The organism is Microbacterium oleivorans NBRC 103075 (assembly GCF_001552475.1).
GTDB lineage: Bacteria > Actinomycetota > Actinomycetes > Actinomycetales > Microbacteriaceae > Microbacterium > Microbacterium oleivorans.
On the sequence record NZ_BCRG01000004.1, the window covers coordinates 198,917 to 224,622 of the forward strand.

The 25,706-nt window shown below is 69.4% G+C and carries 22 protein-coding genes and 1 tRNA gene; 13 read left to right on the plus strand and 10 right to left on the minus strand.

Annotation, left to right across the window (positions count from 1 at the left end):
* Nucleotides 1–2 precede the first annotated feature (2 nt).
* Nucleotides 3–1,109: an NAD(P)-binding domain-containing protein gene (locus MO1_RS06720; RefSeq protein ID WP_060915584.1), complete on the minus strand. Its 1,107-nt coding sequence runs from the start codon at nucleotides 1,107–1,109 to the stop codon at nucleotides 3–5.
* 113 nt (nucleotides 1,110–1,222) lie between these two features.
* On the opposite strand from MO1_RS06720, the gene MO1_RS06725 reads away from it, so the two are divergent.
* Complete coding sequence (locus MO1_RS06725) at nucleotides 1,223–1,912, plus strand: FadR/GntR family transcriptional regulator (protein ID WP_060915585.1); 690 nt, start codon at nucleotides 1,223–1,225, stop codon at nucleotides 1,910–1,912.
* Here MO1_RS06725 and MO1_RS06730 read toward each other — a convergent pair.
* Nucleotides 1,872–3,275: an aspartate ammonia-lyase gene (locus MO1_RS06730; protein ID WP_060915586.1), complete on the minus strand. Its 1,404-nt coding sequence runs from the start codon at nucleotides 3,273–3,275 to the stop codon at nucleotides 1,872–1,874. The genes MO1_RS06725 and MO1_RS06730 overlap by 41 nt on opposite strands.
* 187 nt (nucleotides 3,276–3,462) lie before the next feature.
* Here MO1_RS06730 and MO1_RS06735 point away from each other — a divergent pair, with 187 nt between their 5' ends.
* The 4 genes from MO1_RS06735 to recR are packed head-to-tail and all read left to right on the plus strand — an operon-like array spanning nucleotide 3,463 to nucleotide 8,587.
* On the plus strand, nucleotides 3,463–4,965 hold the full coding sequence (locus tag MO1_RS06735; protein WP_060915587.1) for an amino acid permease: 1,503 nt from the start codon (nucleotides 3,463–3,465) through the stop codon (nucleotides 4,963–4,965).
* Entirely contained in the window at nucleotides 4,962–5,924 is a 963-nt protein-coding gene (locus MO1_RS06740; RefSeq protein ID WP_060915588.1) for an asparaginase domain-containing protein, read from the plus strand. Before MO1_RS06735 ends, MO1_RS06740 begins: the two co-directional genes overlap by 4 nt.
* On the plus strand, nucleotides 5,921–7,990 hold the full coding sequence (locus MO1_RS06745; RefSeq protein ID WP_174520562.1) for a DNA polymerase III subunit gamma and tau: 2,070 nt from the start codon (nucleotides 5,921–5,923) through the stop codon (nucleotides 7,988–7,990). Before MO1_RS06740 ends, MO1_RS06745 begins: the two co-directional genes overlap by 4 nt.
* Nucleotides 7,991–7,993: 3 nt before the next feature.
* Nucleotides 7,994–8,587 carry a recombination mediator RecR gene (gene recR, locus MO1_RS06750; protein ID WP_036313373.1) on the plus strand — a complete coding sequence of 198 codons (594 nt, stop codon included), beginning with the start codon at nucleotides 7,994–7,996 and terminating at the stop codon, nucleotides 8,585–8,587.
* Between the two features lie 3 nt (nucleotides 8,588–8,590).
* Here recR and MO1_RS06755 read toward each other — a convergent pair whose 3' ends face one another.
* Both MO1_RS06755 and MO1_RS06760 read right to left on the minus strand, forming a co-directional pair.
* Nucleotides 8,591–8,989, minus strand: coding sequence for a DMP19 family protein (locus MO1_RS06755; RefSeq protein WP_060915590.1), 399 nt, complete (start codon nucleotides 8,987–8,989; stop codon nucleotides 8,591–8,593).
* 37 nt (nucleotides 8,990–9,026) lie between these two features.
* Nucleotides 9,027–10,418, minus strand: coding sequence for a threonine/serine exporter family protein (locus tag MO1_RS06760; RefSeq protein WP_060915591.1), 1,392 nt, complete (start codon nucleotides 10,416–10,418; stop codon nucleotides 9,027–9,029).
* Between the two features lie 144 nt (nucleotides 10,419–10,562).
* On the opposite strand from MO1_RS06760, the gene MO1_RS06765 reads away from it, so the two are divergent.
* Complete coding sequence (locus MO1_RS06765; RefSeq protein WP_036313381.1) at nucleotides 10,563–11,849, plus strand: aspartate kinase; 1,287 nt, start codon at nucleotides 10,563–10,565, stop codon at nucleotides 11,847–11,849.
* A gap of 18 nt (nucleotides 11,850–11,867) precedes the next feature.
* Here MO1_RS06765 and MO1_RS06770 read toward each other — a convergent pair whose 3' ends face one another.
* Nucleotides 11,868–12,611 carry an SDR family oxidoreductase gene (locus tag MO1_RS06770; RefSeq protein ID WP_060915592.1) on the minus strand — a complete coding sequence of 248 codons (744 nt, stop codon included), beginning with the start codon at nucleotides 12,609–12,611 and terminating at the stop codon, nucleotides 11,868–11,870.
* Between the two features lie 52 nt (nucleotides 12,612–12,663).
* Between MO1_RS06770 and sigJ the strand changes: the two genes are divergently transcribed.
* The 4 genes from sigJ (at nucleotide 12,664) to MO1_RS06790 (ending at nucleotide 17,100) form a co-directional block, all read left to right on the plus strand.
* Nucleotides 12,664–13,569, plus strand: coding sequence for an RNA polymerase sigma factor SigJ (gene sigJ / locus MO1_RS06775; protein WP_255209236.1), 906 nt, complete (start codon nucleotides 12,664–12,666; stop codon nucleotides 13,567–13,569).
* A gap of 128 nt (nucleotides 13,570–13,697) precedes the next feature.
* Nucleotides 13,698–14,768 (plus strand): aspartate-semialdehyde dehydrogenase, encoded by a 1,071-nt coding sequence (locus MO1_RS06780; protein ID WP_036313386.1) that lies wholly within the window; start codon nucleotides 13,698–13,700, stop codon nucleotides 14,766–14,768.
* Nucleotides 14,769–14,901: 133 nt separating this feature from the next.
* Nucleotides 14,902–16,452, plus strand: a complete 1,551-nt coding sequence (locus tag MO1_RS06785) for a malate:quinone oxidoreductase (protein ID WP_060915594.1) — start codon at nucleotides 14,902–14,904, stop codon at nucleotides 16,450–16,452.
* A gap of 9 nt (nucleotides 16,453–16,461) precedes the next feature.
* Complete coding sequence (locus MO1_RS06790; protein ID WP_036313391.1) at nucleotides 16,462–17,100, plus strand: thymidine kinase; 639 nt, start codon at nucleotides 16,462–16,464, stop codon at nucleotides 17,098–17,100.
* A gap of 35 nt (nucleotides 17,101–17,135) precedes the next feature.
* On the opposite strand, the gene MO1_RS06795 is transcribed toward MO1_RS06790, so the two are convergent.
* From MO1_RS06795 to MO1_RS06810, 4 genes are all read right to left on the minus strand, one after another.
* The gene (locus tag MO1_RS06795) at nucleotides 17,136–17,900 is read right to left on the minus strand and encodes an HAD-IIB family hydrolase (protein ID WP_036313394.1); all 765 of its coding nucleotides are present in this window, start codon (nucleotides 17,898–17,900) and stop codon (nucleotides 17,136–17,138) included.
* 86 nt (nucleotides 17,901–17,986) lie between these two features.
* Nucleotides 17,987–18,060 (minus strand) — tRNA-Pro (locus MO1_RS06800).
* Between the two features lie 16 nt (nucleotides 18,061–18,076).
* Nucleotides 18,077–19,042 carry a metallophosphoesterase gene (locus MO1_RS06805; RefSeq protein WP_060915595.1) on the minus strand — a complete coding sequence of 322 codons (966 nt, stop codon included), beginning with the start codon at nucleotides 19,040–19,042 and terminating at the stop codon, nucleotides 18,077–18,079.
* Nucleotides 19,039–21,717: a transglycosylase domain-containing protein gene (locus MO1_RS06810; protein WP_060915596.1), complete on the minus strand. Its 2,679-nt coding sequence runs from the start codon at nucleotides 21,715–21,717 to the stop codon at nucleotides 19,039–19,041. The genes MO1_RS06805 and MO1_RS06810 overlap by 4 nt, the downstream gene beginning before the upstream one ends.
* Before the next feature lie 97 nt (nucleotides 21,718–21,814).
* On the opposite strand from MO1_RS06810, the gene sp36 reads away from it, so the two are divergent.
* The 3 genes from sp36 (at nucleotide 21,815) to MO1_RS06825 (ending at nucleotide 23,546) form a co-directional block, all read left to right on the plus strand.
* Nucleotides 21,815–22,033: a Sp36 family protein gene (sp36, locus tag MO1_RS06815; protein WP_036313401.1), complete on the plus strand. Its 219-nt coding sequence runs from the start codon at nucleotides 21,815–21,817 to the stop codon at nucleotides 22,031–22,033.
* Entirely contained in the window at nucleotides 22,033–22,500 is a 468-nt protein-coding gene (locus MO1_RS06820) for a RidA family protein (RefSeq protein WP_036313403.1), read from the plus strand. Before sp36 ends, MO1_RS06820 begins: the two co-directional genes overlap by 1 nt.
* 74 nt (nucleotides 22,501–22,574) lie before the next feature.
* Entirely contained in the window at nucleotides 22,575–23,546 is a 972-nt protein-coding gene (locus tag MO1_RS06825; RefSeq protein ID WP_036313406.1) for a nuclear transport factor 2 family protein, read from the plus strand.
* Between the two features lie 6 nt (nucleotides 23,547–23,552).
* Here MO1_RS06825 and acs read toward each other — a convergent pair whose 3' ends face one another.
* Entirely contained in the window at nucleotides 23,553–25,523 is a 1,971-nt protein-coding gene (gene acs / locus MO1_RS06830; protein ID WP_060915597.1) for an acetate--CoA ligase, read from the minus strand.
* Nucleotides 25,524–25,706: the final 183 nt, after the last annotated feature.

The following is a 25,706-nucleotide window of genomic DNA, read 5'->3' on the forward strand; positions in this document are numbered from 1 at the left end:
GCTCAGACCGTCGCCGCGGTGCGGTCCCGCACGATCGCGCGGACCGCGTCGCGGCCGGCACGGTTCGCGCCGATCGTCGACTGCGACGGTCCGTAGCCGATCAGGAACAGTCGGGGCTCGTCGGTCGCGCGGGTGTCTCGGACGCGCACCCCACCGGCGGCGGTGCGGAGCCCCAGCGGGGCGAGGTGGGCGATGTCGGCGCGGAAGCCCGTGGCCCACAGGATGACGTCCGCGGGCTCGAGGGTGCCGTCCGGCATCCGCACCCCGTCGGCTTCGATGGCGGTGAACATCGGATGCCACACGAGAGCGCCGCGGTCGTTCGCGGCCTGAGCCCACGGCGACCAGTGCGCGCCGGTGACCGAGACGACGCTGCCCGGCGGGAGCCCCTGGCGCACGCGCTCCTCGACCCCGGCGATCGCCTCGATCCGCGCGGCGGTGTCGAACGCCTTCGCGCCCCACTGCGGTTCGGCGCGGGCGACCCACAACGTGTCGGTCACCTGCGAGATCTCGTCGAGCAGTTGGATCGCGGAGACACCGGCCCCCACGATCACGACCCGCTGTCCGCGGAACTCCTCCGCCGAGCGGTAGTCGTGCACGTGCAGCTGGTGTCCTGCGAACGACGCCTGGCCCGGGTAGGTCGGCCAGAAGGGCTTCCGCCACGTGCCGGTCGCGTTGATGACGTAGCGCGCCGACCATGAGACGGGGCGCCCGGCATCCTCCGCCGCGACACGGAGTCGCCCATGCGGGTCGTCGTCCTCGCGCCGTACGGCGCGGACGCGGACGGGCCGGTGCACACGCAGGTCGAAACGTGCTTCGTACTCGGCGAAGTAGTCCGGCAGCACCTCGCGGCTGGGAGAGAGCGGGTCTGCGGGAGGCACCGCGTAACCGGGGAGTTCATGGATGCCGTTGACCGTCCCCATCCGCAGCGTCGCCCAACGGTGCTGCCAGGCCCCGCCCGACCGTGCCTCCGCGTCCAGGACGACGAACGTCGGGGCGTCGTCTGCCGACGAACCGAGCGGGACGAACCCGCGTCTGCGGAGGTGGTACGCGGCGCTCAAACCGGCCTGGCCGGCGCCGATCACGACGACGTCGACAGGGGTGGCGGGCATGACCCGTGCAACATCGCCTCGCGGTGGCCTGTTCCCGCGGCCCGGCCGAGCGTGCCGCGACTGCCCGTTAGGCTGACCGGATGGCGCGTGATGTGGCGGACCCGGGGAGCAGCATGAGCTCGTCCTCCGTGGGTGCCCGCGCCGCCGACGGCGTGTTCGAGGGGCTCCGCGAGGACATCGTCGCGGGCCGCCTCGCGGTCGGGGAGCGACTTCCCTCCGAAGCGGCTCTCGCCGAGCGGTACGGCGTGAGTCGTCCGAGCGTTCGCGAGGCCATTCGTTCGCTCCAGGCCCTCGGCCTTACTCGCACCCGCACCGGCAGCGGCACCTACGTGGCCTCCGACCGGCCGGCCCTTGCGCTCGGCTACGGGGGATTCTCGCCACGGGACCTCAGCGAAGCGCGCCCGCACATCGAGGTGCCCGCCGCGGGCCTCGCCGCGGAGCGGCGAAGCGAGCAGCAGCGCGCCGATCTGGCCGCTCTCTGCGATCAAATGGACGCGACGACCGATCCCGCGGAGTGGGTCGAGCTCGACTCCCGCTTCCACGTGCTCGTGGCCGAGGCATCCGGGAATGCGGTCTTCGCGCGCGCCGTCGGCGATATCCGTGATGCCCTCAGCCACCAATCCGGCGTCGTGAACCTCATCGCCCACCGGCGCGAACCGTCGTCGCGCGAGCACCGCGCCATCGCCGAGGCGATCGGCATCGGCTCGGCGATCGAAGCACGCGAGGCGATGCGCGCACACCTCGGCGCCGTCGAGCGGGTCGTCAGCCCGCTGACGCCGTCGGAACCAGGTTCGCGGGACTGAGGGCCGCCGCCAGCGCCTCCGGCGAGAGGAGCCCGCGCTCGAGCACGACCTCGGGGACGGTCCGCCCGGACAGGAGCGCGTCGCCCGCGACCTCGGTCGCCGCGCGGTAGCCGATGAGCGGGTTCAGCGCGGTAGCGAGACCGATCGAGTCGGTGACCCGTGCGGCCATCACCTCGGGGCGGGCCTGGATGCCGCTGACGCACCGCTCGGCGAGCAGGTGGCACGCGGCGGTCAGGTGCGCGATGCTCTGCGACAGGGCGCGGACGATGACCGGCTCGAACGCGTTCAGCTGCAGTTGCCCGGCCTCGGCGGCGAGGGTCACGGCGAGGTCGTCGGCGATCACCGTGTAGGCGACCTGCGTGACCATCTCGGGGATGACGGGGTTCACCTTGCCCGGCATGATGCTCGACCCCGCTTGCAGGGCGGGGAGCGTGATCTCGCCGAGACCCGCCCGCGGGCCCGACGACAGCAAGCGGAGGTCGTTGCACGTCTTGGAGAGCTTCACGGCGATGCGCTTGAGCATCCCCGACAGGTGCACGAACGCGCCCGGGTCCTGCGTGGCCTCGACGAGGTCGGTCGCAGACGTGAACGGGCGGCCGGTCAGCTCGGCGAGGTGTGCCACGGCGACCGGCCCGTAACCCATGGGGGCATTCAGGCCCGTGCCGATGGCCGTCGCGCCGAGGTTCACTTCCAGCAGCAGCTGCGCGGACTCCCGCAGCCGGTGCCGGTCCTCGTCGAGCATGACCGCGAACGCGCCGAACTCCTGACCGAGTGTCATGGGGACGGCATCCTGCAACTGCGTGCGACCGATCTTCACGTACCCCGAGAACTCGGCGGCCTTCGCTGCGAAAGCCTCGTGAAGCACGCCCATCGCGGCGTCCAGTCTGTCGACGCCTTCGATCAGCGCGACGTCGATCGCGGTCGGGTAGGCGTCGTTCGTCGACTGGCTGAGGTTGACGTGGTCGTTGGGGTGCAGGTGCGAGTACTCGCCTTTGGCGTGGCCGAGGATCTCGAGCGCCCGGTTGGCGATGACCTCGTTCGCGTTCATGTTGGTCGACGTGCCGGCGCCGCCCTGGATGACGTCGACGACGAACTGGTCGGCGAGTGCTCCCTCGCGGATCTCGCGGCACGCTACCGAGATGGCGTTGGCTCGGTCGCTGTCGAGGAGGCCGAGGTCGCGGTTGGCGAGGGCCGCGGCCTCCTTGACATAGGCGAGGCCGCGAAGGAGGAACGGGTAGGTACCGATCGGCACGCCGGTCACCGGGAAGTTGGCCCGGGCGCGGGCGGTGTGGACTCCCCAGTAGGCGTCGGCGGGGATCTCCGCCGGGCCCAGCAGGTCGGATTCGGTGCGCGTGGTCGTCATGTCGCTCTCTTCCTCGAGGTGGACGAACGGCGCAAACCTATCAGACAGATTCGCCTTTTCGACCGTGGATATCGGTCTCAGACTTGACGGATTGCGGGTTGCGGGTGTTCAGTGTTCCCGAACCTGTAAGGCAGATACCACATCCCCTCGCGGCGACGGTGCCGACGAGACGAGAAAGCGAGTTCCCATGACAACGGAGTCGACTCCGACGGAGACGGATGCCGCACTGCTCCGCACGGCCTCGATCGCGCAGGCTGAGGGGGCGGGGTTCCACAAGGGCCTCCGGCCCCGTCAGATCCAGATGATCGCCATCGGCGGTGCGATCGGCACCGGCTTGTTCATGGGCGCGGGCGGTCGGCTCGCCGAGGCGGGACCCGCCCTCGTCCTCGTCTACGCCGTCTGCGCCGTGTTCGCGTTCCTCGTGATGCGTGCACTGGGCGAGCTCATCCTCCACCGTCCCTCGACGGGGTCGTTCGTCTCGTACGCCCGCGAGTTCTACGGCGAGAAGATGGCGTTCGCCGCCGGATGGATGTACTGGCTGAACTGGGCGATGACCTCGGTCGCCGATGTCACCGCGGTCGCGCTGTACATGAACTTCTTCAAGCAGTACGTGCCCGCCTTCGCCGGCATCCCGCAGTGGGTCTTCGCTCTGGTCGCCCTCGTGCTCGTGCTGGCGATGAACCTCGTCTCGGTGAAGGTTTTCGGCGAGCTCGAATTCTGGTTCGCGGTCATCAAGGTCGCCGCGCTCGTGACCTTCCTCGTCGTCGGCATCTTCTTCGTCGTCACCGGCACGCCCGTCGCGGGGACGACCCCCGGTTTCCACCTGATCACCGACAACGGCGGCGTGTTCCCCAACGGCATCCTGCCCGCGCTCATCGTCGTGCAGGGCGTCATCTTCGCCTACGCGTCGATCGAACTCGTCGGCACCGCCGCGGGCGAGACCGAGAATGCCCGGACGATCATGCCCAAGGCGATCCGCGCCGTCGTCTTCCGCCTTGCTGTCTTCTACGTCGGATCGGTGCTGCTGTTCGCTCTTCTCATGCCGTACACGAGCTACGAGTCCGGTGTCAGCCCATTCGTCACCTTCTTCGGGTCGATCGGCGTGCAGGGCGCCGACGTGATCATGAACCTCGTCGTCCTCACGGCCGTCGTGTCGTCGCTCAACGCGGGGCTCTACTCGACCGGGCGCATCCTGCACTCGATGGCCGTCACGGGCTCCGCTCCCGCACCCCTCATGCGCATGAACCGCGCCGGCGTCCCGTACATGGGCATCGCCGTCACCGCGGTCGTCACGGCCATGGGCGTCGTGCTCAACGCGCTCTACCCGTCGGACGCGTTCGAGATCGCCCTCAACGTCTCGGCGCTCGGCATCATCAGTGCCTGGGCCGTCATCGTCCTCTGCCAGATCAAGCTGCAGCGACTGGCTCGGGCCGGCGTCATCGAGCGCCCGTCGTTCCGGATGCCGGGAGCCCCGTACACGGGATGGGTGACCCTCGTGTTCCTCGCGTCGGTCATCGTCCTCATGTCGCTCGACTACCCGATCGGCTCCTTCACGGTCGGCTCTCTCATCGTGATCGTGCCCGCGCTCATCGGCGGCTGGTTCCTCATGCGCGACCGTATCCGGATGCTGGCCGCCCAGCAGACCGGCACGATCGCCGCCCTGCAGCGAAGCGACGAGGGCGGCGCGTGACGAGGCGCCACCTCGTCGTCATCGCGACCGGCGGCACCATTGCGAGCCGCCGGTCGCCGGACGGATCGAGCGCTCCCGTCCTCGGCGGGAGCGCTCTGCTCCACGGCCTCGCCCCCGATGATGACGTGCGGGTCGTCGATGCCCTCGCGGCGGACTCGGCGACGTTCACTCTGGCCGACATGCAGCACATCGTCGACGCCGTGGCCGAGGCGGTGGCCGACGACGCGGTGCACAGTGTGCTCGTGCTCCACGGCACGGACTCGCTCGAGGAGACGTCGCTGCTCGCGGCCCTCCAGGTGGGGCTGCCCCGGATCCCCGTCGTCTTCACGGGTGCGCAGTTCACCGCCGACGACCCGGCCTCGGACGGACCCGACAACATTCGGGTCGCGCTCGCAGCCACCCGGGCCGCCGTCCCCGGCGTGTGGGTCGCGTTCGGCGGCCGCATCCTCTCGACGTGGGGGCTCTCGAAGGTGACGACCGACCGCGCCGACGCCTTCGGTCACTCGCGGCGGGATGCCGCCACGGTGCCGCACCTGCCCGGCGACGTGTCCCGCCTGCGGGTCGACGTCGTGGCCCTGCCCCCGGGCGCCGACGACGTGCATCTCCGGGCCAGCCTCGCCGCCGGTGCCGACGGTCTCGTCCTCGAAGCGCTCGGGTCGGGCAACACGACCCCCACGGTCGTCGCGGCCGTCCGAGACGCGGTGACGGCCGGCATCCCCGTCGTCGTGTCGAGTCGGGTCCCGCGGGGGCTCCTCGTTCCGTCGTACGGCGGGGGAGGGGGCGGTGCGGACCTCGCCGCAGCCGGCGCGATGCACTCCCCGACGCTTCGTCCGGGCCAGGCGCGGATCCTCTTGGCGGCGCTCCTGGCCGCGGGTGCCGACCGCGACGCGATCGCTGCCGCCGTCGAGGGACGAACGCCGGATCGGATGTCGGCACCACGCCGTAGTCTGTTGTGGTGACCACCGCTCTGTACCGCCGCTATCGCCCGGAGACCTTCGGCGAGATGATCGGGCAGGGCCAGGTGACCGAGCCGCTCATGACGGCACTCCGCAGCGACCGCGTGGGCCACGCCTACCTGTTCTCGGGTCCTCGAGGGTGCGGTAAGACGACGTCGGCGCGCATCCTCGCCCGCTGCCTCAACTGCGCGCAGGGACCGACCGACACCCCGTGCGGCACGTGCGACTCGTGCGTCGAGCTCAGCCGCGGCGGCGGCGGATCGCTCGACGTCGTCGAGATCGACGCGGCATCCCACAACGGTGTCGACGATGCCCGCGATCTCCGCGAGCGCGCCGTCTTCGCTCCCGCGCGCGACCGGTTCAAGATCTTCATCCTCGACGAGGCCCACATGGTCACGGCGCAGGGATTCAACGCGCTCCTCAAGCTCGTCGAAGAGCCCCCGGCGCACGTCAAGTTCATCTTCGCGACGACCGAGCCCGAGAAGGTCATCGGCACGATCCGCTCGCGCACCCACCACTATCCGTTCCGTCTCGTCGCGCCCGCGGCGATGCTCGAATACGTCGAGCAGCTCTGCGCGACCGAGGGCGTGACCGTCGAGCCCGGCGTCCTTCCGCTCGTCGTCCGCGCCGGCGGCGGCTCGCCGCGTGACACGCTGTCGCTGCTCGATCAGCTGATCGCCGGTTCCGAAGACGGGGCCGTCGCCTACGAGCGCGCGGTCTCCCTCCTCGGGTACACGCACGCCGAGCTGCTCGACGAGGTCGTCGACGCGTTCTCGTCGCACGATGCGGCCGCCGCGTTCGGCGCTGTCGACCGGGTCGTGCAGACCGGTCAGGACCCCCGTCGTTTCGTCGACGACCTCCTCGAGCGCCTGCGAGACCTCATCATCGTCGCCGCCACCGGTGAAGGAGCGCGCGCCGTGCTCCGCGGCGTCCCCGTGGACGAGCTCGAGCGCATGGCGCGTCAGGCCGCCGCGTTCGGCACTGACCGCCTGTCGCGCATCGCCGATCTCGTCGTCACCGCCCTCGATGACATGACGGGCACGACCTCGCCGCGTCTGCAGCTCGAACTTCTCGTGGCGCGTGTTCTCGCCGCAACGGATGCCGGGGCACCCGCACCATCCGTTCCCGCCGCCGCGCCGCCCCGCACCGAAGCGCCCCGCGTCACACCGGCGGCACAGGCCCCCGCCCCGGCGGCACCGGTCCCGGCGACACAGGCCCCGGCTCCCTCGACCCCTGTCGCGGCTCCTGAGCCCGAACCGGCACCCGCCGCGGCGACACCCGAGCCCGCCGTCCCGAGCGGTCCCGTGACGTTCGAGCAGATCCGCGACTCGTGGCCTGAGATCCTCCGCCGGCTCGAGGATCTCAGCCGTACGTCGTGGATGATCGCGACGGCGTCGCGCCCCGTCGCGTACGCGGAGGGCGACATCCTCACCCTGTCGTTCCAGAGCCACGCCGACGTGCAGTCGTTCAAGAAGCTCACGGGCGGCAAGGGGCCGAGCGAAGACCTCCGCACCGCGATCCTCGCCGTCCTGGGCGTGCGGGTGAAGTACCTGACCCGCCACGACACCGACCCCACCCCGCCGCCGCCCGGCGGTGTGGGCCCCGATGCGCCGCCCGAGCCCGACGCTCCCGAGGGCGGCTACGGGGTTCCGGCTGCGGCATCCCGTCCCGCGTCGGCGCCCCGCTCCGCCTCCGCGGCGGCAGCGCCCGTGACCGAGTGGGCCGTCGCACCGATCCCCACCGACGATGGCGCGGCCTCAGCCCAGTTCGCCGTCGACGACGAGCCCGAGGATGCCGCTCCGGCGCCGGTGCGTACACTCACCGTCCAGCGCGAGGGCGACGTCTTGCCCGCCGAGGCGCCCGACGACGATGAGGACGACGTGCCGCCGCCGGTGGATGCGGACGCACCGGTTCCCGTGCGGACGCCGCCGCCCCGGCTCGCTCCCGAGCCGTCGCGTGGGCCGAAGCCGGGAGGGATCGAGCGGGTCGGCGAAGCCGCTGTTCGTCAGCTCCTGGGGGCGCGCTTCGTGCGCGAAGAGTCGTACACTCCTCCGACGAGGTTCAACTGACCCATGTATGACGGCATCGTCCAAGACCTGATCGACGAGTTCGGCCGCCTTCCGGGCATCGGTCCGAAGTCGGCGCAGCGCATCGCGTTCCACATCCTGCAGACCCCGTCCTTCGATGTGTCCCGGTTGGCGCAGCTGCTCTCCGAGCTCCGTGAGCGCGTGCGTTTCTGTGAGATCTGCGGAAACGTCTCCGAGCAGACGCAGTGCTCCATCTGCCGCGACCCGCGCCGCGACCGCACCTTCATCTGCGTCGTCGAAGACGCGAAGGACGTCTCGGCCATCGAGCGCACCCGCGAGTTCCGGGGGCTTTACCACGTGCTCGGCGGCTCGATCAGCCCGATGGCGGGCATCGGCCCCGACGACCTCCGTATCACGCAGCTCATGCAGCGCCTCGCCGACGGAACGGTCGTGGAGGTCATCCTCGCCACGAACCCGAACCTCGAGGGCGAAGCGACAGCAACCTATCTCAGCCGGCTGCTCCGGACGCTCGAGATCAGCGTCACCCGACTCGCGTCGGGTCTGCCGGTCGGCGGCGACCTCGAATACGCCGACGAGGTCACCCTCGGGCGCGCCTTCGAAGGTCGACGCGCGGTCTGACCCTCAGTCGGTCGGCGCGAACAGCTCCGGCTCCTGCGCGAGTGTCCGCTCGATCGCGGCGGAGATGTCCGCGTCATCGATGCGGTAATCCTCGTTGATGCGCTCCTCGGCTTCAGCCCACGCGTCGTCGTCGCCGATGCCGGTGGTCTGCTCGTACTCCGCCGCGGCGCGGTCCACCGCCTCTGCGGTCGCCTCGAGGCCGAGCGTGCGGTAGGCCTCGGCGATCGCGTCGAGCGGGAACTCCTCGTCGGCGGCGTGAACCTCGATCGCGTACCAGAGCCCACCGTTGTGGACCATGCCGTGGAAGGTCAGGGCCCGTCGGACCGCGAGATCGCCGGCGAGCGGGGCCGGCACGTCGAAGTCGAGGGCGCGGTTCCAGATCTCGTCACTCGGGGAGCTCATGCGGCGAGCATATTGCGTGCGTGCTGCCGACGCCGGATCACGACCGCTCGCGAGCGCGGGCGCGGATGACCGAGCCGAGCGACGCGCGGAGCGGCTGACCGACGTAGATGCCGAGCGAGGCGCCGACGGCGAGGGCGATCCCGACGGTCGCGGCCGAGGCGAGGGTCGTGAACCCCAGGAGCAGGGTCACCGTGCTCCGGCCCGATTCGACGACACCGAGGAGCCCGCGGAACACCGCCGCTCCCGGCACCATCGGCAGGATCGCGGCCGTCGTGATGGCGACCGACGGCACATGCAGCCGGTAGGCGGCCACGATCCCGACGAGGCTTCCCGCGAACGCACCCACGCCGCTCGCCGCCGCCGTGTCGAATCCGAGAGCGGATGCCGCGGTGTACCCCACCCACGCGACGACGCTCAACCCGACGCTGACCGCGACGACGCGCAGCCCCGCGCCGTTGTAGATCGTCACGGACACGGCGATGAGGGCGGCTCCCACGAACTGAAGGGGGAGAGGCCCGAAGGGGAGCGGGTCGTTGGGGACGTCCATGCCCGCGCCGACGACGCGCGCCGTCTCGAGGCCTGCGAGGATGCCGAGGACGACGCCCAGGGTCTGAGTTGTGAGTTCGAGGATGCGGCCGGTCGCCGTCAGGGCGAACCCGTCGATCGCATCCTGCGCGGCTCCGACGACGGTGAGCCCGGCGAGCATGAGGACGATCCCCGAGGCGACGATCACCGTCGGTCGTATCTCCTGCGCGGCCATCCACCCGGTGGCTTCGAGGCGGGGGGCTGCCGCGGCGATGAGCGTCAGGACGAACGCGCCGGCGACCTGGCTGAAGAAGAACGGCACGTGCGCGCGTCCGAGGAGGAACTGGGTGACCGCGGCTCCGCCGGCGGCGATGAACGACAGCAGGATCACGAGCCAGTTCGCCCCGAACATCAGGGCGACGCCGACGGCGAGCAGCGCCTGCGCTCCGACGATGACGGGCGGGTGGTACGCGAAGGGTGTGCGACGAATCACCCGGAACTCGGCGCGGGCGGCGTCCACGGGCATCCCGCCGCGGATCTCGGCGACGAGTGCCTGCAACCGCTGCAAGCGGGCGTGGTCGGGAGCCTGACTGCGGACGACCCGCATGAGGGTGATCGGCCGGTCTGCGCCGCTTCGGTGATGCGCGACGGTGATCGAGTTGTAGCTGACGTCGACGTGGACCGGATCCAGCCCGTACACCCCCGCGACCCGGACGATCGTGAGGGTCACCTCGCTGGCGGGCGCCCCTGACGAGAGCATCGACTCCCCGATGCGGATGCCGAGATCCAGCACTCCCACCGCGAACGCGTCGTCGATCACCGGCAGCATCTCGGTGTACGGCGAGGAGTTCTCGGGGGAGCGGACGAGAGCCTGCAGCGACGTGAAGAACTGGCGTCGTCCCATACCTGCCAGCCTAAATGAGCGCACCTGCGTGGCCGGTCCGCGCCGTCACATGGCCGAGCGCGCACGCGTCCCTCCGTAGGATGGTGCCCGGGCGTGAGTCACCGCCCGCCGGCTCCGCCCGGCATCCACCCGGGAGTATCCGACATGGCCCTGATCGTCCAGAAGTACGGCGGTTCGTCCGTCGCCGACGCCGAGAGCATCCGTCGCGTCGCGAAGCGGATCGTCGACGCCCGCCGCTCCGGCAACGACGTCGTCGTCGCCGTCAGCGCGATGGGCGACACGACCGACGAGCTGCTCGACCTGGCCTCGCAGGTCTCGCCGCTTCCGGCGCCCCGCGAACTCGACATGCTGCTCTCCAGCGGTGAGCGCATCTCGATGGCCCTTCTGGCGATGGCCATCAACTCGATGGGCTTCGAAGCCCGCTCATTCACGGGCAGCCAGGCCGGCATGATCACCGACAGCTCACACGGCGCCGCGCGCATCGTCGACGTGACCCCGGTGCGGGTGCGCGAAGCGCTCGACGAGGGCGCGATCGTCATCGTCGCCGGTTTCCAGGGCTTCAGCCGCGACACCCGTGACATCACGACGCTCGGCCGCGGCGGGTCCGACACCACCGCCGTCGCGCTCGCCGCCGCGCTGAACGCGGACGTCTGCGAGATCTACAGCGACGTTGACGGCATCTTCACCGCCGATCCGCGCGTCGTGCCGAAGGCCCGCAAGCTCGCGACGGTCCAGTCCGAGGAGATGCTCGAGCTCGCCGCCAACGGTGCGAAGGTGCTCTATATCCGCGCCGTCGAGTTCGCCCGTCGTCACGGCGTCATGATCCATGCCCGCTCGACGTTCAGTTCGGGCGTCGGCACCTATGTTCTCGGTGCGGGGATGACCGCCCCCGACCACGAAGAGGGAGAAGAGATGGAAGAGCCCATCGTCACCGGTGTCGCCACCGACCTCAGCCAGGCGAAGATCACTGTCGTCGGTGTGCCCGACGTTCCCGGCAAGGCCGCCGACATCTTCAAGATCGTCGCCAAGTCCGGCGCGAACGTCGACATGATCGTGCAGAACGTGTCGGCCGCAGCGACCGGTCGCACCGATATCTCGTTCACTTTGCCGAAGGCCGAGGCGTCGACGGCGCTCCGCGCGCTGTCGGTGGAGCAGAGCGCCGTCGGCTTCGACAAGCTCGTCCACGACGACCAGATCGGCAAGCTCTCGGTCGTCGGCGCGGGTATGCGGACGCACTCCGGCGTCTCGGCGACCCTGTTCGAGGCGCTGTCGACCACGGGCGTCAACATCGAGATGATCTCGACGTCCGAGATCCGCATCTCAGTCGTGGTTCGCGGTGACGACCTCGCGGGAGCCGCGCGCGTCGTGCACACCGCGTACGGTCTCGACGGCGACACCGAGGCCGTCGTCCACGCCGGGACCGGCCGCTGAGGCGGCGTCCGGAGCGGGTCACCCGCGCGCGCTGAGCCACTCCTCGAAGGTCGGTCCCGCGATCGTCGCACCCGCGCCCGGCAGGGCGAGCCCCTCGCGCATGCCCCGCATCTGCGCGCCCGGGATGCTCACCGGGATGACCGGCCGCCGCGATCCGCTGTGCCGCACCCACGTGCGAATCATCTGATCGAGCCGCTCCTCGCAGGGCCCCGCCAGATCGGACACGCGACCCTGAGCGCCCGCCACGGCGAGGTCGATCACCCGTGCCGCCACCTCCGCCGCAGCCACCGGCCGCACCCGCGCCCGCGGCGCGAGCTGCAGAGGTCCGAGGCGGGCCTGCGCGGCGACCTGGCCGGCGAACTCGTGGAACTGCGTCGCCCGGAGGATGCTCCACGGCACCGTGCTGTCCTCGAACATCTGCTCCTGGAGCACCTTGCCGGCGTAGTACCCGTGGGGGTTGCGGTCGATGCCGACGATCGACAGCAGCACCGCGTGTCCGACTCCGGCGCTGGCGGCCGCGTCGAGCAGGGTGCCGGATGCCGCCTGGAAGAACTCCGTCGAGGTCACCGCATCCATGGTCCCGACGCTGGCCGCGTCGACGACCGCATCGACCCCTGTGAGAGCGCGGTCTACCGTGGCCCTGTCCCGCAGGTCGACACCTGCCGCCCGCGAGAGGACGACCGCGTCGTGCCCCATCGCCCGTGCTCGCTCCACCACGAGCCGCCCGACCGTTCCGGTTCCGCCTGCAACTGCGATCTTCATGTCGCCCCTTTCCGAGGTGTGTCACTGTGGTGACGATGCAGCCTCCCGGAATGTGAGGTCGGAGACGGAGATCGCGATGACGGATGCCGCAACGCGGTCGGTCGGCGACGTCGACGCCCATCGCCGGGTGCTCGTCGCCGCCGCGTACCGCATGCTCGGAACGGTCGCCGAAGCTGAGGATGCCGCGCAAGAGGCGTACGTCCGATGGTTGCGGCTGAGCGACGCCGAGCGGGAGGCCATCGCCAACCCCGGGGGCTGGCTGATGCGCGTCACGGGGAGGATCTGTCTTGACGTCCTCGGCTCGGCGCGGGTACGGCGCGAGACCTACGTGGGGGAGTGGCTACCGGAGCCGGTGCCCGCGTCCTCCGAGACCGGGGATCCGGCGGACGCGGTGATCGGCGCCGAGAGCGTGTCGACCGCGCTTCTGCTCGTCCTCGAGACGCTCACACCCGCAGAGCGGGTGGCCTTCGTGCTTCATGAGGTCTTCGCGGTGCCGTTCGCGGAGATCGCGGAGGTGCTCGGTCGTTCCGCAGCCGCGTGCCGGCAGTTGGCGGCATCCGCTCGTCGTCTCGTGGGTCGGCGCCGCGGTGCGACCGTGCCCCGCACTCGGCACGACCAGGTGGTTGCCGCCTTCGCCGCCGCGAGCGCGACGGGCAGTCTCGAGGCGCTCGTAAGGGTGCTCGCGCCCGACGTGGTGCTCGTCTCGGACGGCGGCGGGGTCGTCTCCGCGGCGAGGCGGCCGGTTCGCGGCGCCGATCACGTTGCGCGTTTCCTCCTCGGCCTTGCACGCAAGCAGCCGACCGCCGTCTACGAGCCGGCGGTCACGGGGGACGGCCTCGGCTTCGCGATCCGGGTCGACGGCGTCATCGCCGCAGCCGTGGCGTTCGCCACCGACGGTGAACGGGTCACCGACGTCTGGATGATGCGCAACCCCCACAAGCTGCGCGCCTGGGTGTAGCGGACGGACCCCCGGCGACACATGCGGATCGCGGTACCCGGGGCGCCGGTAGAATCGCGGAAACCCGCTCTCCTGCGCCCTGCCGCGACGTCCTGTCGCGCGGCGCCGCACCCTCGAGGAACCGCACCATGACCGTCTTCTCCGAATCGGGATTCTCCGTCGCCGTCGTCGGCGCCACCGGCCAGGTCGGGACGGTGATGCGCGACATCCTCGTCGACAGGGCGTTCCCGATCCGTGAGCTGCGCCTGTTCGCCACGGCGCGCTCCGCCGGCTCGAGCATCGAGGTCGACGGCCGCGAGATCGTCGTCGAGGACATCGCGACGGCGGATCCCGCCGGCATCCAAATCGCCCTCTTCTCCGCAGGCGCCACCGGCTCCCGCGCTCACGCTCCGCGCTTCGCCGAGGCGGGCGCCGTCGTCATCGACAACTCCAGCGCGTGGCGCATGGACCCTGAGGTGCCACTCGTCGTCAGCGAGGTCAACCCGCACGCGATCGAAGACCTGCCCAAGGGGATCATCGCGAACCCCAACTGCACGACGATGGCCGCGATGCCCGTGCTCAAGCCGCTCCACGTCGAGGCCGGCCTCGTGCGCCTGACCGTGAGCACGTACCAAGCGGTATCGGGCTCCGGCCTCGCCGGTGCCGAGGAACTCCTCGGACAGGTCGAGTCGGTCGTCGCTCAGGGCGGGGCGATCAACCTGGTCCACGACGGCGCTGCGGTCGACTTCCCCGCCCCGCAGAAGTACGTCGCGCCCATCGCTTTCAACGTCATCCCCTTCGCCGGCAGCCTCGTCGAGGACGGCGACAACGAGACCGACGAAGAGAAGAAGCTCCGCAACGAGAGCCGGAAGATCCTCGAGCTGCCCGACCTCCGCGTCGCCGGCACGTGCGTCCGCGTCCCGGTCTTCACCGGCCACTCGCTCTCCATCCACGCCGAGTTCGACCGCGACATCACCCCCGACCGTGCGCGCGCAGTACTGGCCGACGCTGCCGGAGTGGCGCTCGCCGACGTCCCCACCCCGCTCGCGGCCGCGGGCGCCGACCCGAGCCTCGTGGGACGCATCCGCGCCGACCAGTCCGCGCCGGAAGGAAAGGGCCTCGTGTTCTTCATCAGCAACGACAACCTCCGCAAGGGCGCCGCGCTCAACGCGGTCCAGATCGCCGAGCTGGTCGCAGCCAGCCTGGCGGCCCGCGTCTGACGACGGATGCCGGGGCCCGGCCCGCGCGCCAGGCGCCCCGGCATCCGCCTTTCACCTGGGGAAAGAACCCCTTTTCCTGCAGCAGGAACGGCCGTGACCCGGCGTCCTCGGCGGTGGTGGAGACGTAGACTGGATGACCGTGACTGACAAATCCGGAGCAGACGATCACGCCGCCGAGAACGCCGCAGCGGCCAGTGCCGCGTCAGTGAGCCCGACGAAGACCTATGACGCCCTGTTGATCGGCGGCGGCATCATGAGCGCGACTCTCGGCACCCTCCTGCAGCAGCTCGAGCCGGACTGGAAGATCGGCGTCTTCGAGCGGCTCTCGGAGGTCGCACAGGAGTCCTCGAACGCGTGGAACAACGCGGGGACGGGTCACGCCGCGCTCTGCGAGCTGAACTACACGCCCGAAGCCTCCGACGGCACGATCGACCCCGCGAAGGCGATCGGCATCAACGAGCAGTTCCAGCAGTCGCGGCAGCTCTGGAGCGCCCTCATCGAGCGGGGCGTCCTCGACGAGCCGACCACCTTCATCAATGCGACGCCGCACATGACGTTCGTCCGCGGCGAGAAGGATGTCGCTTTCCTCAAGAAGCGCTACGAGGTCCTCAAGCAGCAGCCGCTGTTCGCCGGCATCGAGTACTCCGAGGACTCCCGCGTCATCAACGAGTGGGCGCCCCTGCTCATGAAGAAGCGCCGCAAGGGTGAGCCGTTCGCGGCGACCCGCGTGCCGGCCGGCACCGACGTCGACTTCGGTGCGTTGACCCGGCAGCTGTTCGCCCACCTCTCCGAGCAGGGCGTCGACGTCGAGACCAACCGCGAGGTGCGCAACCTCAGCCGTCAGAAGGACGGTTCGTGGGAGGTCACCTACCGCCATACGGTGGGCAAGACGCCCGGTAAGGTCAGCGCCCGTTTCGTGTTCGTGGGCGCCGGCGGCTGGGCAATCAAGCTTCTGCAGCGTTCCGGGATCCCCGAGATCTCCGGCTACGGCGTCTTCCCGATCGGCGGCCAGTGGCTGAAGACCTCGAAGCCCGAGCTCGTCGCGCAGCACAAGGCGAAGGTGTACTCGCAAGCATCCGTCGGTGCGCCGCCCATGTCGGTGCCGCACCTCGACACCCGCGTCGTCGACGGTGAAGCGTCGCTCCTGTTCGGTCCGTTCGCGACGTTCAGCCCGAAGTTCTTGAAGAACGGCCGGATGACGGACATCGTCGCCCAGGTGCGGCCGGGCAACATCCTCCCGATGCTGAAAGTCGCGATCGACAACCCCGGCCTCATCAAGTACCTCGTGAGCGAGCTGCTGAAGGGGCACGCGAAGAAGGTCGACTCGCTCCGCGACTTCATGCCGAGCGCGCGCGACGAGGACTGGGAGCTTCTCCAGGCGGGTCAGCGCGCGCAGGTCATGAAGAAGGACCCGAAGAAGGGCGGCGTGCTGCAGTTCGGCACCGAGGTCGTCAGCTCCGCCGACGGTTCGATCGCCGGACTCCTCGGCGCATCGCCGGGTGCCTCGACGGGCGCGTCGATCATGCTCGGTCTGCTGAAGACCTGCTTCCCCGACCGTATCGCGACGTGGGAGCCCACGTTGAAGGCCCTGATCCCGACGTACGGTCAGACCCTGAACAGCGCACCCGAGACGGCGCACGAGGTTGTTCAGAAGACGGCAGCCGCGTTGCAGATCAACGTCTGAGGCGCGCCCGTGGCGAAGCTCTACTTCCGCTACGGCGCGATGAACTCGGGCAAGTCGACGGCATTGCTGCAAGCCGCGTTCAACTACGAGGAGCGCGGTCAGCACGTGCTGCTCGCCAAGCCCGAGATCGACACGAAGGGCGCCGACCAGATTTCGAGCCGCCTCGGCGTCGAGCGGACCGTGGACTTCCTGATCGGGCCCGAGGACGACGCCCGCGAGTTGTTCGCGGAGCACCGTCGTCGCGTGCAGCGCGAGGCCGAGGCAGCTCTCGTCCCCGACGTCCGGACGGACGTCGCCTGCCTCCTCGTCGACGAGGCGCAATTCCTGCAGCCCGAGCAGATCGACGACCTCCTGAGGGTCGCGGTCAGTGACGGGATCCCGGTGCTCGCCTATGGCATCCGCACCGACTTCCAGACCCGCGCCTTCCCGGGGTCCGCGCGGCTCATGGAGCTCGCGCACAGCCTGGAAGAGCTCAAGACGATTTGCCGGTGCGGCAGCAAGGCGCTCTTCAACGCACGGCTCGTCGGCGGTCGCTTCGTCTTCGACGGCGACCAGGTTGCGATCGACGAGCTGTCAGCCGACCGGGTCACGTACGAGTCGATGTGCGCGCGCTGCTATCTGCGCGAGTCGGGCGAGCGGCTCCGCTGAGTCTCTTGCCGCGGCGTCGCGTGACGCGCTGGGCCTCAGCGCGGGGGCAGGGTGGGGATCAGCTCATCGAGGAAGGCGGCGGTGTCCTCCCAGCCTTCCACGGCGTGACAGGCCACCCCCATGGCCAACACGGGGTAGTCGTTCCCGTGCTCGTCGAGGCGGTCTCCGACGAACAGCATGTCGTCGAGGGAGATGCCGGTCTGCTCGGCGAGCTTCTGCATGCCGTACGACTTGTCGATGCCGCGGTGAGTGATGTCGACGGACGTCGACCCACCCGAGCGAACCTCGAGGTCGGGGATGCGGGCCGCCACTGCGTCGCGCAGGCTGTTCTTCTTCTCGCCCGTCGGGTCCCACGCGGTCTTGGCGTCGAGGGGAGCGGACTGGCCGAGAGCGGAGAAGGTGATCTGCGAGCCGCGGTCCTCGAGGATCGGACCCCAGGTCTCGCTCTCCCACAGGCCGAGGCGCTTCGCCTCCTCCTCGACGGCGGCCAGGGCGCGGGCCTTCTCGTCGCCGGTAAGTGACAGCGCGTACACCGTCTCGATCCCCGCCTCGGTGAGCCGGTAATACTGGGTGCCGCACGTGGGCATGAGGTGCAGGCGGTCAAGTGTCGCGGCATCCGTCTCGGGAAGGCGTTCGACGACCTGCGTCTTGAACTGCTGCAGCTGTCCACCCGAGATGATCGCGACCTCGACCCGGTCGGCGAGACGCAGAAGCAGATCGCCCATTCGGGGATCGATCGCCGTCTTCGAGGGGGCGAGCGTGTCGTCGAGATCGAAGGCGACGAGGCGGGGAGAGGTCATGATGCTCCGTTTCGAGGGAGGTGCGATGGCCCCTCCGAGGAGGGATGCGAAAGGCCCCGCCGGTATCCGGCGGAGCCTCTCTGCGGTCGGGGTGACAGGATTTGAACCTGCGGCCTCGTCGTCCCGAACGACGCGCGCTACCAAGCTGCGCCACACCCCGTGGCAACCCTCCGAGTCTACCCTGCCGACTGCCTCTCGGGCGAATCGGCAGCGCTCCGAGCCCGCAGGACGAGGACGGATGCCTCGGGTCGGCAGCCGAAGCGGACCGGCGCGTAGATCGAGTGACCGAGCCCCGCGCTGACATTCAGTGGGATGGTCCGGCTGTCGTGCGTCCAGAGGCTCCGGCCGCGTGCCTGGTCGAGCGGGATGTCGCAGTTGGCGACGAGCGCCTTCTTCGCGAACGGGACGCGGACCTGGCCGCCGTGCGTGTGTCCGGCCACGAGGAGGTTGGCCCCGGCATCCGTGAAGGCGTCCAGAACCCGGCGGTAAGGGGCGTGGGTGACGCCGAGGCGGACTCGGGGACCTTCGCCCTCCGGGAGCGCCTGGAAGGCCGTGAGGGCGGCATCCAGGTCGTCCCATTCGCGGTGGGCGTCGTCGACCCCGAGGGCGTCGATGCGGAGCCCGCCCACGCGAACACTCGCGGCGGTGTTGTCGATGAGCGTCTGCCCGAGGTCGGTCAGGTACGCGTCGAGAGCGTCAGTGTCGAGCGCAGGCGCGTACACGGGGTGGTCGGACGGGCCGCTGAAGTACTTGAACGGGTTGCGTTTGCCCGGAGCGACCTTGTCGTTCGACCCGTGCACGAAGAAGCCCGGCACGCCGCGGAGGGGGCCGAAGGCCGCTCGGATGCCGCGGATCCCGTCCTCGTGTCCGAGGTTGTCGCCCGTGTTGATCACGAGGTCGGGCTGAACCTTTTCAGAAAGGTCCGCGATCCACTGCTGCTTCCGGTGCTGCCACGGTGCCATGTGTGCATCCGAGAGGTGCAGGACGGTCACCGAGGGACTGCCGGCCGGGAGGATCGCCAGCTCGTGTCGGCGGACGGTGAAGAGGTACCGCTCGATACCGACGCCCCAGACACCGGCGGCGACGCCGACCGCCCCCACCGCGCCGAGCGTGGTGAGGGCGGTCCTTACGGCTGACCTCACGGGCCGTTGCCGTTGCCGGGGCCGTTCCCGTTGCCGGGGGCGTTCCCGTTGCCGGGGCCGCCGTCTTCGTTGTCTCCACCGCCGCCACCGCCCTCGCCGCAGTCCTTCGCCTGGAACTGGATGGCGATGGCGCTGTCGCGCGCGACGGTCTGACCGGCGGCAGGATCGGTCCCGGTGACGACACCCTCGGCCGGGGCATCATCGGCGGCCGTGCAGCTCTGTGTGAGGTTCGTGAACCCAGCTGCGCGGAGCGCATCCGCAGCCTGCTGCGGGGTGCCGCTCACTCCGGGTACCACGACGCCCTTACCATCGCTCGGGCTGAGGGTGACCGTCGTTCCCGACACGACGCGACCGGCACCGGGCGTCTGCTCGACGACCGTTCCTTCCGCCTCGGGCGACGGGACCGGGCTGCCCACGATGACGGTGAAGCCGGCATCCTCGATGCGCTTGGTCGCTGCATCGATGTCGAGGCCGATGACGCTCGGCAGCCGCGCGTAGGAGCGCTTCGTGAGCTCCTTCGACGGCTCGGGGAACGCCGCGCCGCCGAACTCGGCGTTGGCGGCGCGCTGCATGGCGGGCCAGATCTGATTGCGGATGCGGGACAGGCGCGAACCGTTGGCGTAGTGGTTCTCGAGGCGCTCATCGCCCTTGACGTTTCCGACCCAGACGGCCGTCGTCACCTTGCTGCTCGACCCGATCATCCAGGTGTGGATGAACTGGTGGATGCCGGTCTTGCCGAAGATCGGGACACCGTCGAACGTACGGGCGCCACTACCGGTGCCGCTCCCGGTCATGACGCTCTGCAGGACGTACGCCGCGGTCGCTGCGACATCCTCGCTGAGCTTCCGCTCGCACTTCGTCTCGGGGATGGGTCGATCCTGGCCGTCCGCGTCGACGACACGGTCGATCGCCTTGGCCGCGCACAGCGTGCCGTTCGAGGCGATGGTCGCGTAGGCGTTCGCCATATCGATGGGGGCCACCGCCTGCGATCCCAGCACGTCGTACGGCCGGTTCAGCTCGTCGAGCGCCCCGCCGTCTCCGAGCGTGACACCCAGATCCTGGGCGACCCGGTTCGTGGTGCACACCGGGATCTTCTCCGCCATGGTCAGGAAGCCGGAGTTGAGCGAATCCTTCGTGAAACGGGCGACGGTGCCGGTGTAGCCCCGGTTGCCTTCGAAGTTGCCGATGCGCTGGGCGCCGTCGGGGCCGATGCCTTCACCGGTGTAGACGGTCTGCGTGTTCCCGTCGCACGTCTGCACGGTCTTCTTGCCGACGCGACCGTTGAGGACCTCGTTCACCGAGTGGCCCTGCTGCATCCAGTTGATGAGGCTGAAGACCTTGTACGTCGATCCCGCAGAGTGGCCGCCGCCGCCGTTCTTGACGGGCACGTTGTAGTTGAGCTGGGTCGTCTTCTTGTCGTCTGCCTGGTCGCTCCAGGGACGGTTCTGCACCATCGAGAGCACCCGGCCGGTGCCGACCTCGACCTGCACGCCGGAGGCGCCGAGGTCCATGTACGACACGCTGGCGGGAACGACGGAGATCGCCTTGTTGGCCGCCTTCTGCAACGACGTGTCGAGCGTCGTGTAGATCTTCAGGCCGCCGCGGCGAAGTGCCGCGATCCGGTCGTTCAGAGTCTTGCCGAACGCCGCATCACCGCGGATGATCGAGGTGACGTAGGCGCAGAAGAACTCCGAGCCCTTCGCCACCGAACAGCCCTGCGGGCGGGAGGTGATCTTCGGCTCGATCGGAGCCTTGATCGCCTTATCGTGTTCGGCCTGGGTGATCTTCTTGTCCTGGAAGAGGCGATCGAGGACGTAGTCCTGGCGCTCCTTGGCCAGCTTGTAACCATCAGCCTTGCCGTTGAGCGGGGACCCGTCCTTCGCCGTGAGGGTGCCGCCCGGCTTGTCGATGCGCAGCGTGTTCGGCTCCTGCACCAGACCGGCGATCACGGCCGCCTGAGCGATCGTGAGCTTGTCCGGGGTGGTGTCGAAGTAGTGGCGCGCCGCAGCGCCGATTCCGTAGACCGAACCGCCGAAGTGCGCGATGTTGAGGTACCCGATGAGGATCTCGTCCTTCGAGTACTCCTTCTCGATCTGGATCGCGTAACGCATCTCCTGGATCTTGCGCTGGTACCCCTCGGTGCCCTTGTTGGCCGTCGTCTCCTCGTAGCAGGCGCGGACCTCCTCGGCGCTGACGGCCTTCGCCTCACAGGTCTGCTGCAGGACGTTCTTGACGTACTGCTGCGTGATGGAGGAACCGCCGCGGTTCGAGCCGGAGCTGGCGTTGCGTGCGAGGGCGCCGAGCGTTCCGATGAGATCGATGCCGCCGTGGGTGTAGAAGTTCTTGTCCTCACTCGAGAGGATCGCGTCGTACATCACGGGGGCGACCTTGTCGAAGGTCACCGGGATGCGGTTCTGGTCGTAGAACTCGGTGAGGCGGACGTTCTTGCCCTCTTCGTTCTTCGCGTAGATCGTCGTCGGCAGCATGAGCTTCTCGATCTTGAGGTAGCTCGGCATCTTGTCGAACATCTCGATGGCGCTCGAAGCGGCATAACCCGACACCGCGATCGCGGGGGTGATGGTCGCCGTGACGAGGAGACCGGCCACGGTGCTGAGACCGATGAGGCCCATGAGGCCTCCGAGCACACCGGTGGCCGTGCGTTTCGAGTGGGGCATAGGCTGATCGTAAGGGAGATAGCTGGGGGATGCCTCGGTGACGCTCCCCATGTCGAGCCCGCCAGGGCCGCGCCGCGACGACCTCCGGGAGACCCGAATGATCACGTGGGAGTACATGACCACGCCCCTGCTCATCCACAACACCGCTGCCATCCTCAACAGCTGGGGCAAGCAGGGGTGGGAGCTCGTCCAGGTGGTGACCGGGCCCGAAGGCGGCCTCGTCGGCTACTTCAAGCGCCCTTCGGGCGGTGACGGTTCCGCGAACGCCGGGCTGGGTGCCGCCGCTGTCGCCGCACGTCAGTTCGGTGAAGGCTGATGTCCGTCACCGCGCGCCTCGCTGAGCTCGGAATCGAGCTCGGAGAGGTCGTCCCGCCGCTCGCCGCATACGTTCCCGCGAAGGTGCACGGCGATCTCGTCTACACCTCGGGTCAGCTCCCCATGCTCGAGGGCCGGATGCCGGTGGTCGGCAAGGTCGGCGACGGCGAAGGACTCGTGTCCGCTGACGACGCCGCAGCCCTCGCGCGTCAGTGCGCTCTCAACGCCGTCTCGGCTGCCGCTGCTGCCGTCGGTGGTGTCGATCGACTGACCGGCGTTCTGAAGGTGACCGGGTTCGTGGCATCCGTGCCAGAGTTCACCGGCCACCCCACCGTGATCAACGGTGCGAGCACGGTGCTGGGTGAGATCTTCGGGGAGTCCGGCCGCCACGCGCGTTCCGCCGTCGGCGTCGCCGCGCTCCCGCTCGACAGCCCGGTCGAGGTCGAGGTCGTCTTCTCCCTTTCTTGAACCGGGTGCACTTTCTCAGCGGGCTGATACCCGGTTGGTGATCGGCGTACAGACGGCGGTTCCACGCTGAGGGCATGACCCGCACACGCGTCTTCTCGCCCCTGCTTCTGCGCACCGCCGTCGTCTTCACCGGTGCCGCTCTGCTGACCGGATGCGCCGCTGGCGTGCCCGCGGCATCCGTCCGCACCGCTCAACCGGACTCATCCGCCCGCGCGGCGTCAGAGGCACCCGGTGGCTCGACCGTGAGCCGCTTGGACACCATGGCGGAGGAGGCGAATCTGGCTGTCGTGACGCGGCTGTTTTCGGTCGCTTTCGACGATCCCGATTCCGCGGAGGCGCAAGCGGCGGCCGCGACGAGCGTCGCGAAGGATGCCGTCGCGCACGGAAGCGGCTCGGCGTCAGGACCCGCGGGCCTCCTCGCCCAGTTCGCCGCGGATCACCAGCGGGTCACGGGTGCGCAGATGGTCGCAAAGCACATGGCGGCCGATGGGGACCTCGTCGCGATCCACTACCAGATCACCGCCGACCCGACGGATGAACGGACCGGTGAGGCAGCGGCAGACGTCTTCCGGCTCTCGAAGGGCAAGATCGTCGAGCGCTGGACGTTCACTCAGCCGGTGCCACAGGGAAAAGCAGCCAGCGGCAATACCAACACCATGTTCAGCGACCTGTACTCGCCGGCGAAACCGTCACCGTCGCCGAGTGAAGCTCAGGAGGAGAAGAATCGGGCCTTCGCGGTGAATGCCTACGACGCCCTCTTCCGCGACCACGACGTCAGCATCCTCGACCGTGCGTTCGACCCCGCGTACCTGCAGCACAACCCGGTCGCACCGAACGGCACAACGGCCCTCAAGGGCTTCTTCAGCGGCGGGGCGTCCCTCCCCGCGATGGAGTCCACCGTCTCGCTCGCCGACGGCGACCTCGTGTGGACGCTCTCGCAGTCCGTAGGGGCGGAGACCGATGACCCCTACGGCGCCCTCGACATCTTCCGCGTCGACGGTGGTCTCATCCGCGAGCACTGGGACGTGGTCCCCGCCGCGGGTTGAGCGCGGCTAGTTCTTCGTCACCTGCCCCTTGATCGTCGACATCACCATCGTGTCGGCGAGGGTCGTCGTGTCGCCGACCTCGCGTCCTTCGGCGACGTCGCGCAGGAGGCGCCGCATGATCTTGCCGCTTCGGGTCTTGGGGAGTTCGGTCACGATGTAGACGTCACGCGGACGGGCGATGGGGCCGATCTGGTCCCCGACCCAGGCGCGCAGCTTATCGACGAGCCCATCAAGGGAGTGCGCCTTCATGTACGACTCCTTGATGACGCAGAAAGCGACGACCGCCTGGCCGGTGGTCTCATCCGATGCGCCGACCACGGCTGCCTCGGCGACCGCCTCGTTGCCGACCAGGGCGGATTCGATCTCGGTCGTGGACAGGCGGTGCCCGGAGACGTTCATGACGTCGTCCACGCGCCCCAGGAACCAGACGTCGCCGTCTTCGTCGAGTCGCGCACCGTCGCCGGCGAAGTAGTAGCCCTGCTGAGCGAACTTGTCCCAGTAGGTTTCTTTGAAACGCTCGGGGTCGCCCCAGATGCCGCGCAGCATGCTCGGCCACGGTTCGGTCAGCACGAGAAGGCCGCCGTTGCCGTTGCCGACCTCCTGGCCCTGGTCGTCGACCACGTCGAGGCTGACGCCGGGGAGCGGCACCTGGGCGCTGCCGGGCTTCGTCTCCGTGACGCCCGGGAGGGCCGACACCATGATCGCGCCGGTCTCGGTCTGCCACCACGTGTCGATGATGGGCGCCCGGTCGCCGCCGATGACGTGGCGGTACCACATCCAGGCCTCGGGGTTGATGGGTTCGCCGACGCTGCCGAGCAGGCGAAGTGACGACAGGTCGTGCTGTTCGGGGATGCTGCGCCCGAGTTTCATGAACGAGCGTATGGCCGTGGGCGCCGTGTAGAGGATCGTGACGCCGTACTTCGCGATGATCTCCCACCATCGACCGGGATGCGGGGTGTCGGGCGTTCCCTCGTAGATCACCTGCGTCGCACCGTTGGCGAGCGGGCCGTACGTCACGTACGTATGCCCGGTGACCCACCCGATGTCGGCGGTGCACCAGTAGACGTCGGTCTCGGGGTGGAGGTCGTGCACGACCCGGTTGGTGAAGGCCGCCTGGGTGAGATACCCGCCGCTGGTGTGCAGGATCCCCTTGGGCTTTCCGGTGGTGCCGGAGGTGTAGAGGATGAAGAGCGGGTTCTCAGCCGGGAACGGCTGTGCGACGTGATCAGCGGATGCCGCGGGCACGACCTCGTGCCACCAGACGTCGCGACCCTCCGCCCAGCTGACCTCGTTCTCGGTGCGCTTGACGACGAGCACGTGCTCCACCGTCTCCTGCGGGCCGTGGCCGCGGTCGGCGAGGGCCTGGTCGACCGCGGGCTTGAGCGGGGACACCTTCCCCTTGCGGAAGCCGCCGTCGCTCGTGATGACGAGCTTGGCGCCGGCGTCGTCGATGCGGGAGCGAAGGCTGTCGGCGGAGAAGCCGCCGAACACGACGGAGTGGATCGCGCCGATGCGGGCGACCGCGAGCATCGAGGCGACCGCTTCGGGGATCATGGGCAGGTAGATGGCGACGCGATCGCCGGCCTCGACGCCCAGATCGGTCAGCACGTTCGCGAGGCGCTTCACCTCATCGGTGAGCTCGGCGTAGGTGACGCGGCGCTCGTCGCCGGGCTCTCCTTCCCACAGCAGCGCGACCCGGTCGCCGAGGCCCGCTTCCACGTGCCGGTCGAGGCAGTTGTAGGCGACGTTCAGCTCGCCGTCCTCGAACCAGGTCGCGAACGGCGGGTTCGACCAGTCCAACGTTTTCGTGAACGGCTTCTCCCAGTGAAGCGTGCGCGCCTGCTCCGCCCAGAACGCCTCGCGGTCTGAGCGGGCCGCGTCGTAGAGATCGGCGTGGGCGTTCGCCTGCGCCGCGAAGTCCGCGGACGGCGCGAAGCGCCGGGTCTCGGAGAGGAGATGGTCGATCTGGCTGCTCATGCGGCGCTCCTTTGCGTCAGGCCTCCGTGGCCTCGTGCGGCGATGCCGTCACTCTAAGTTTCGTTCCTGGGGCGCGACTACCGCCGATAGTGGGTGCGTTGAGGCGCGGAGTGCAAGAGGCACGTGCACGGTGTGGATGAGCGTAAGATTGTTACCGCCCGAACATCGATTCGGCTTCGCGAT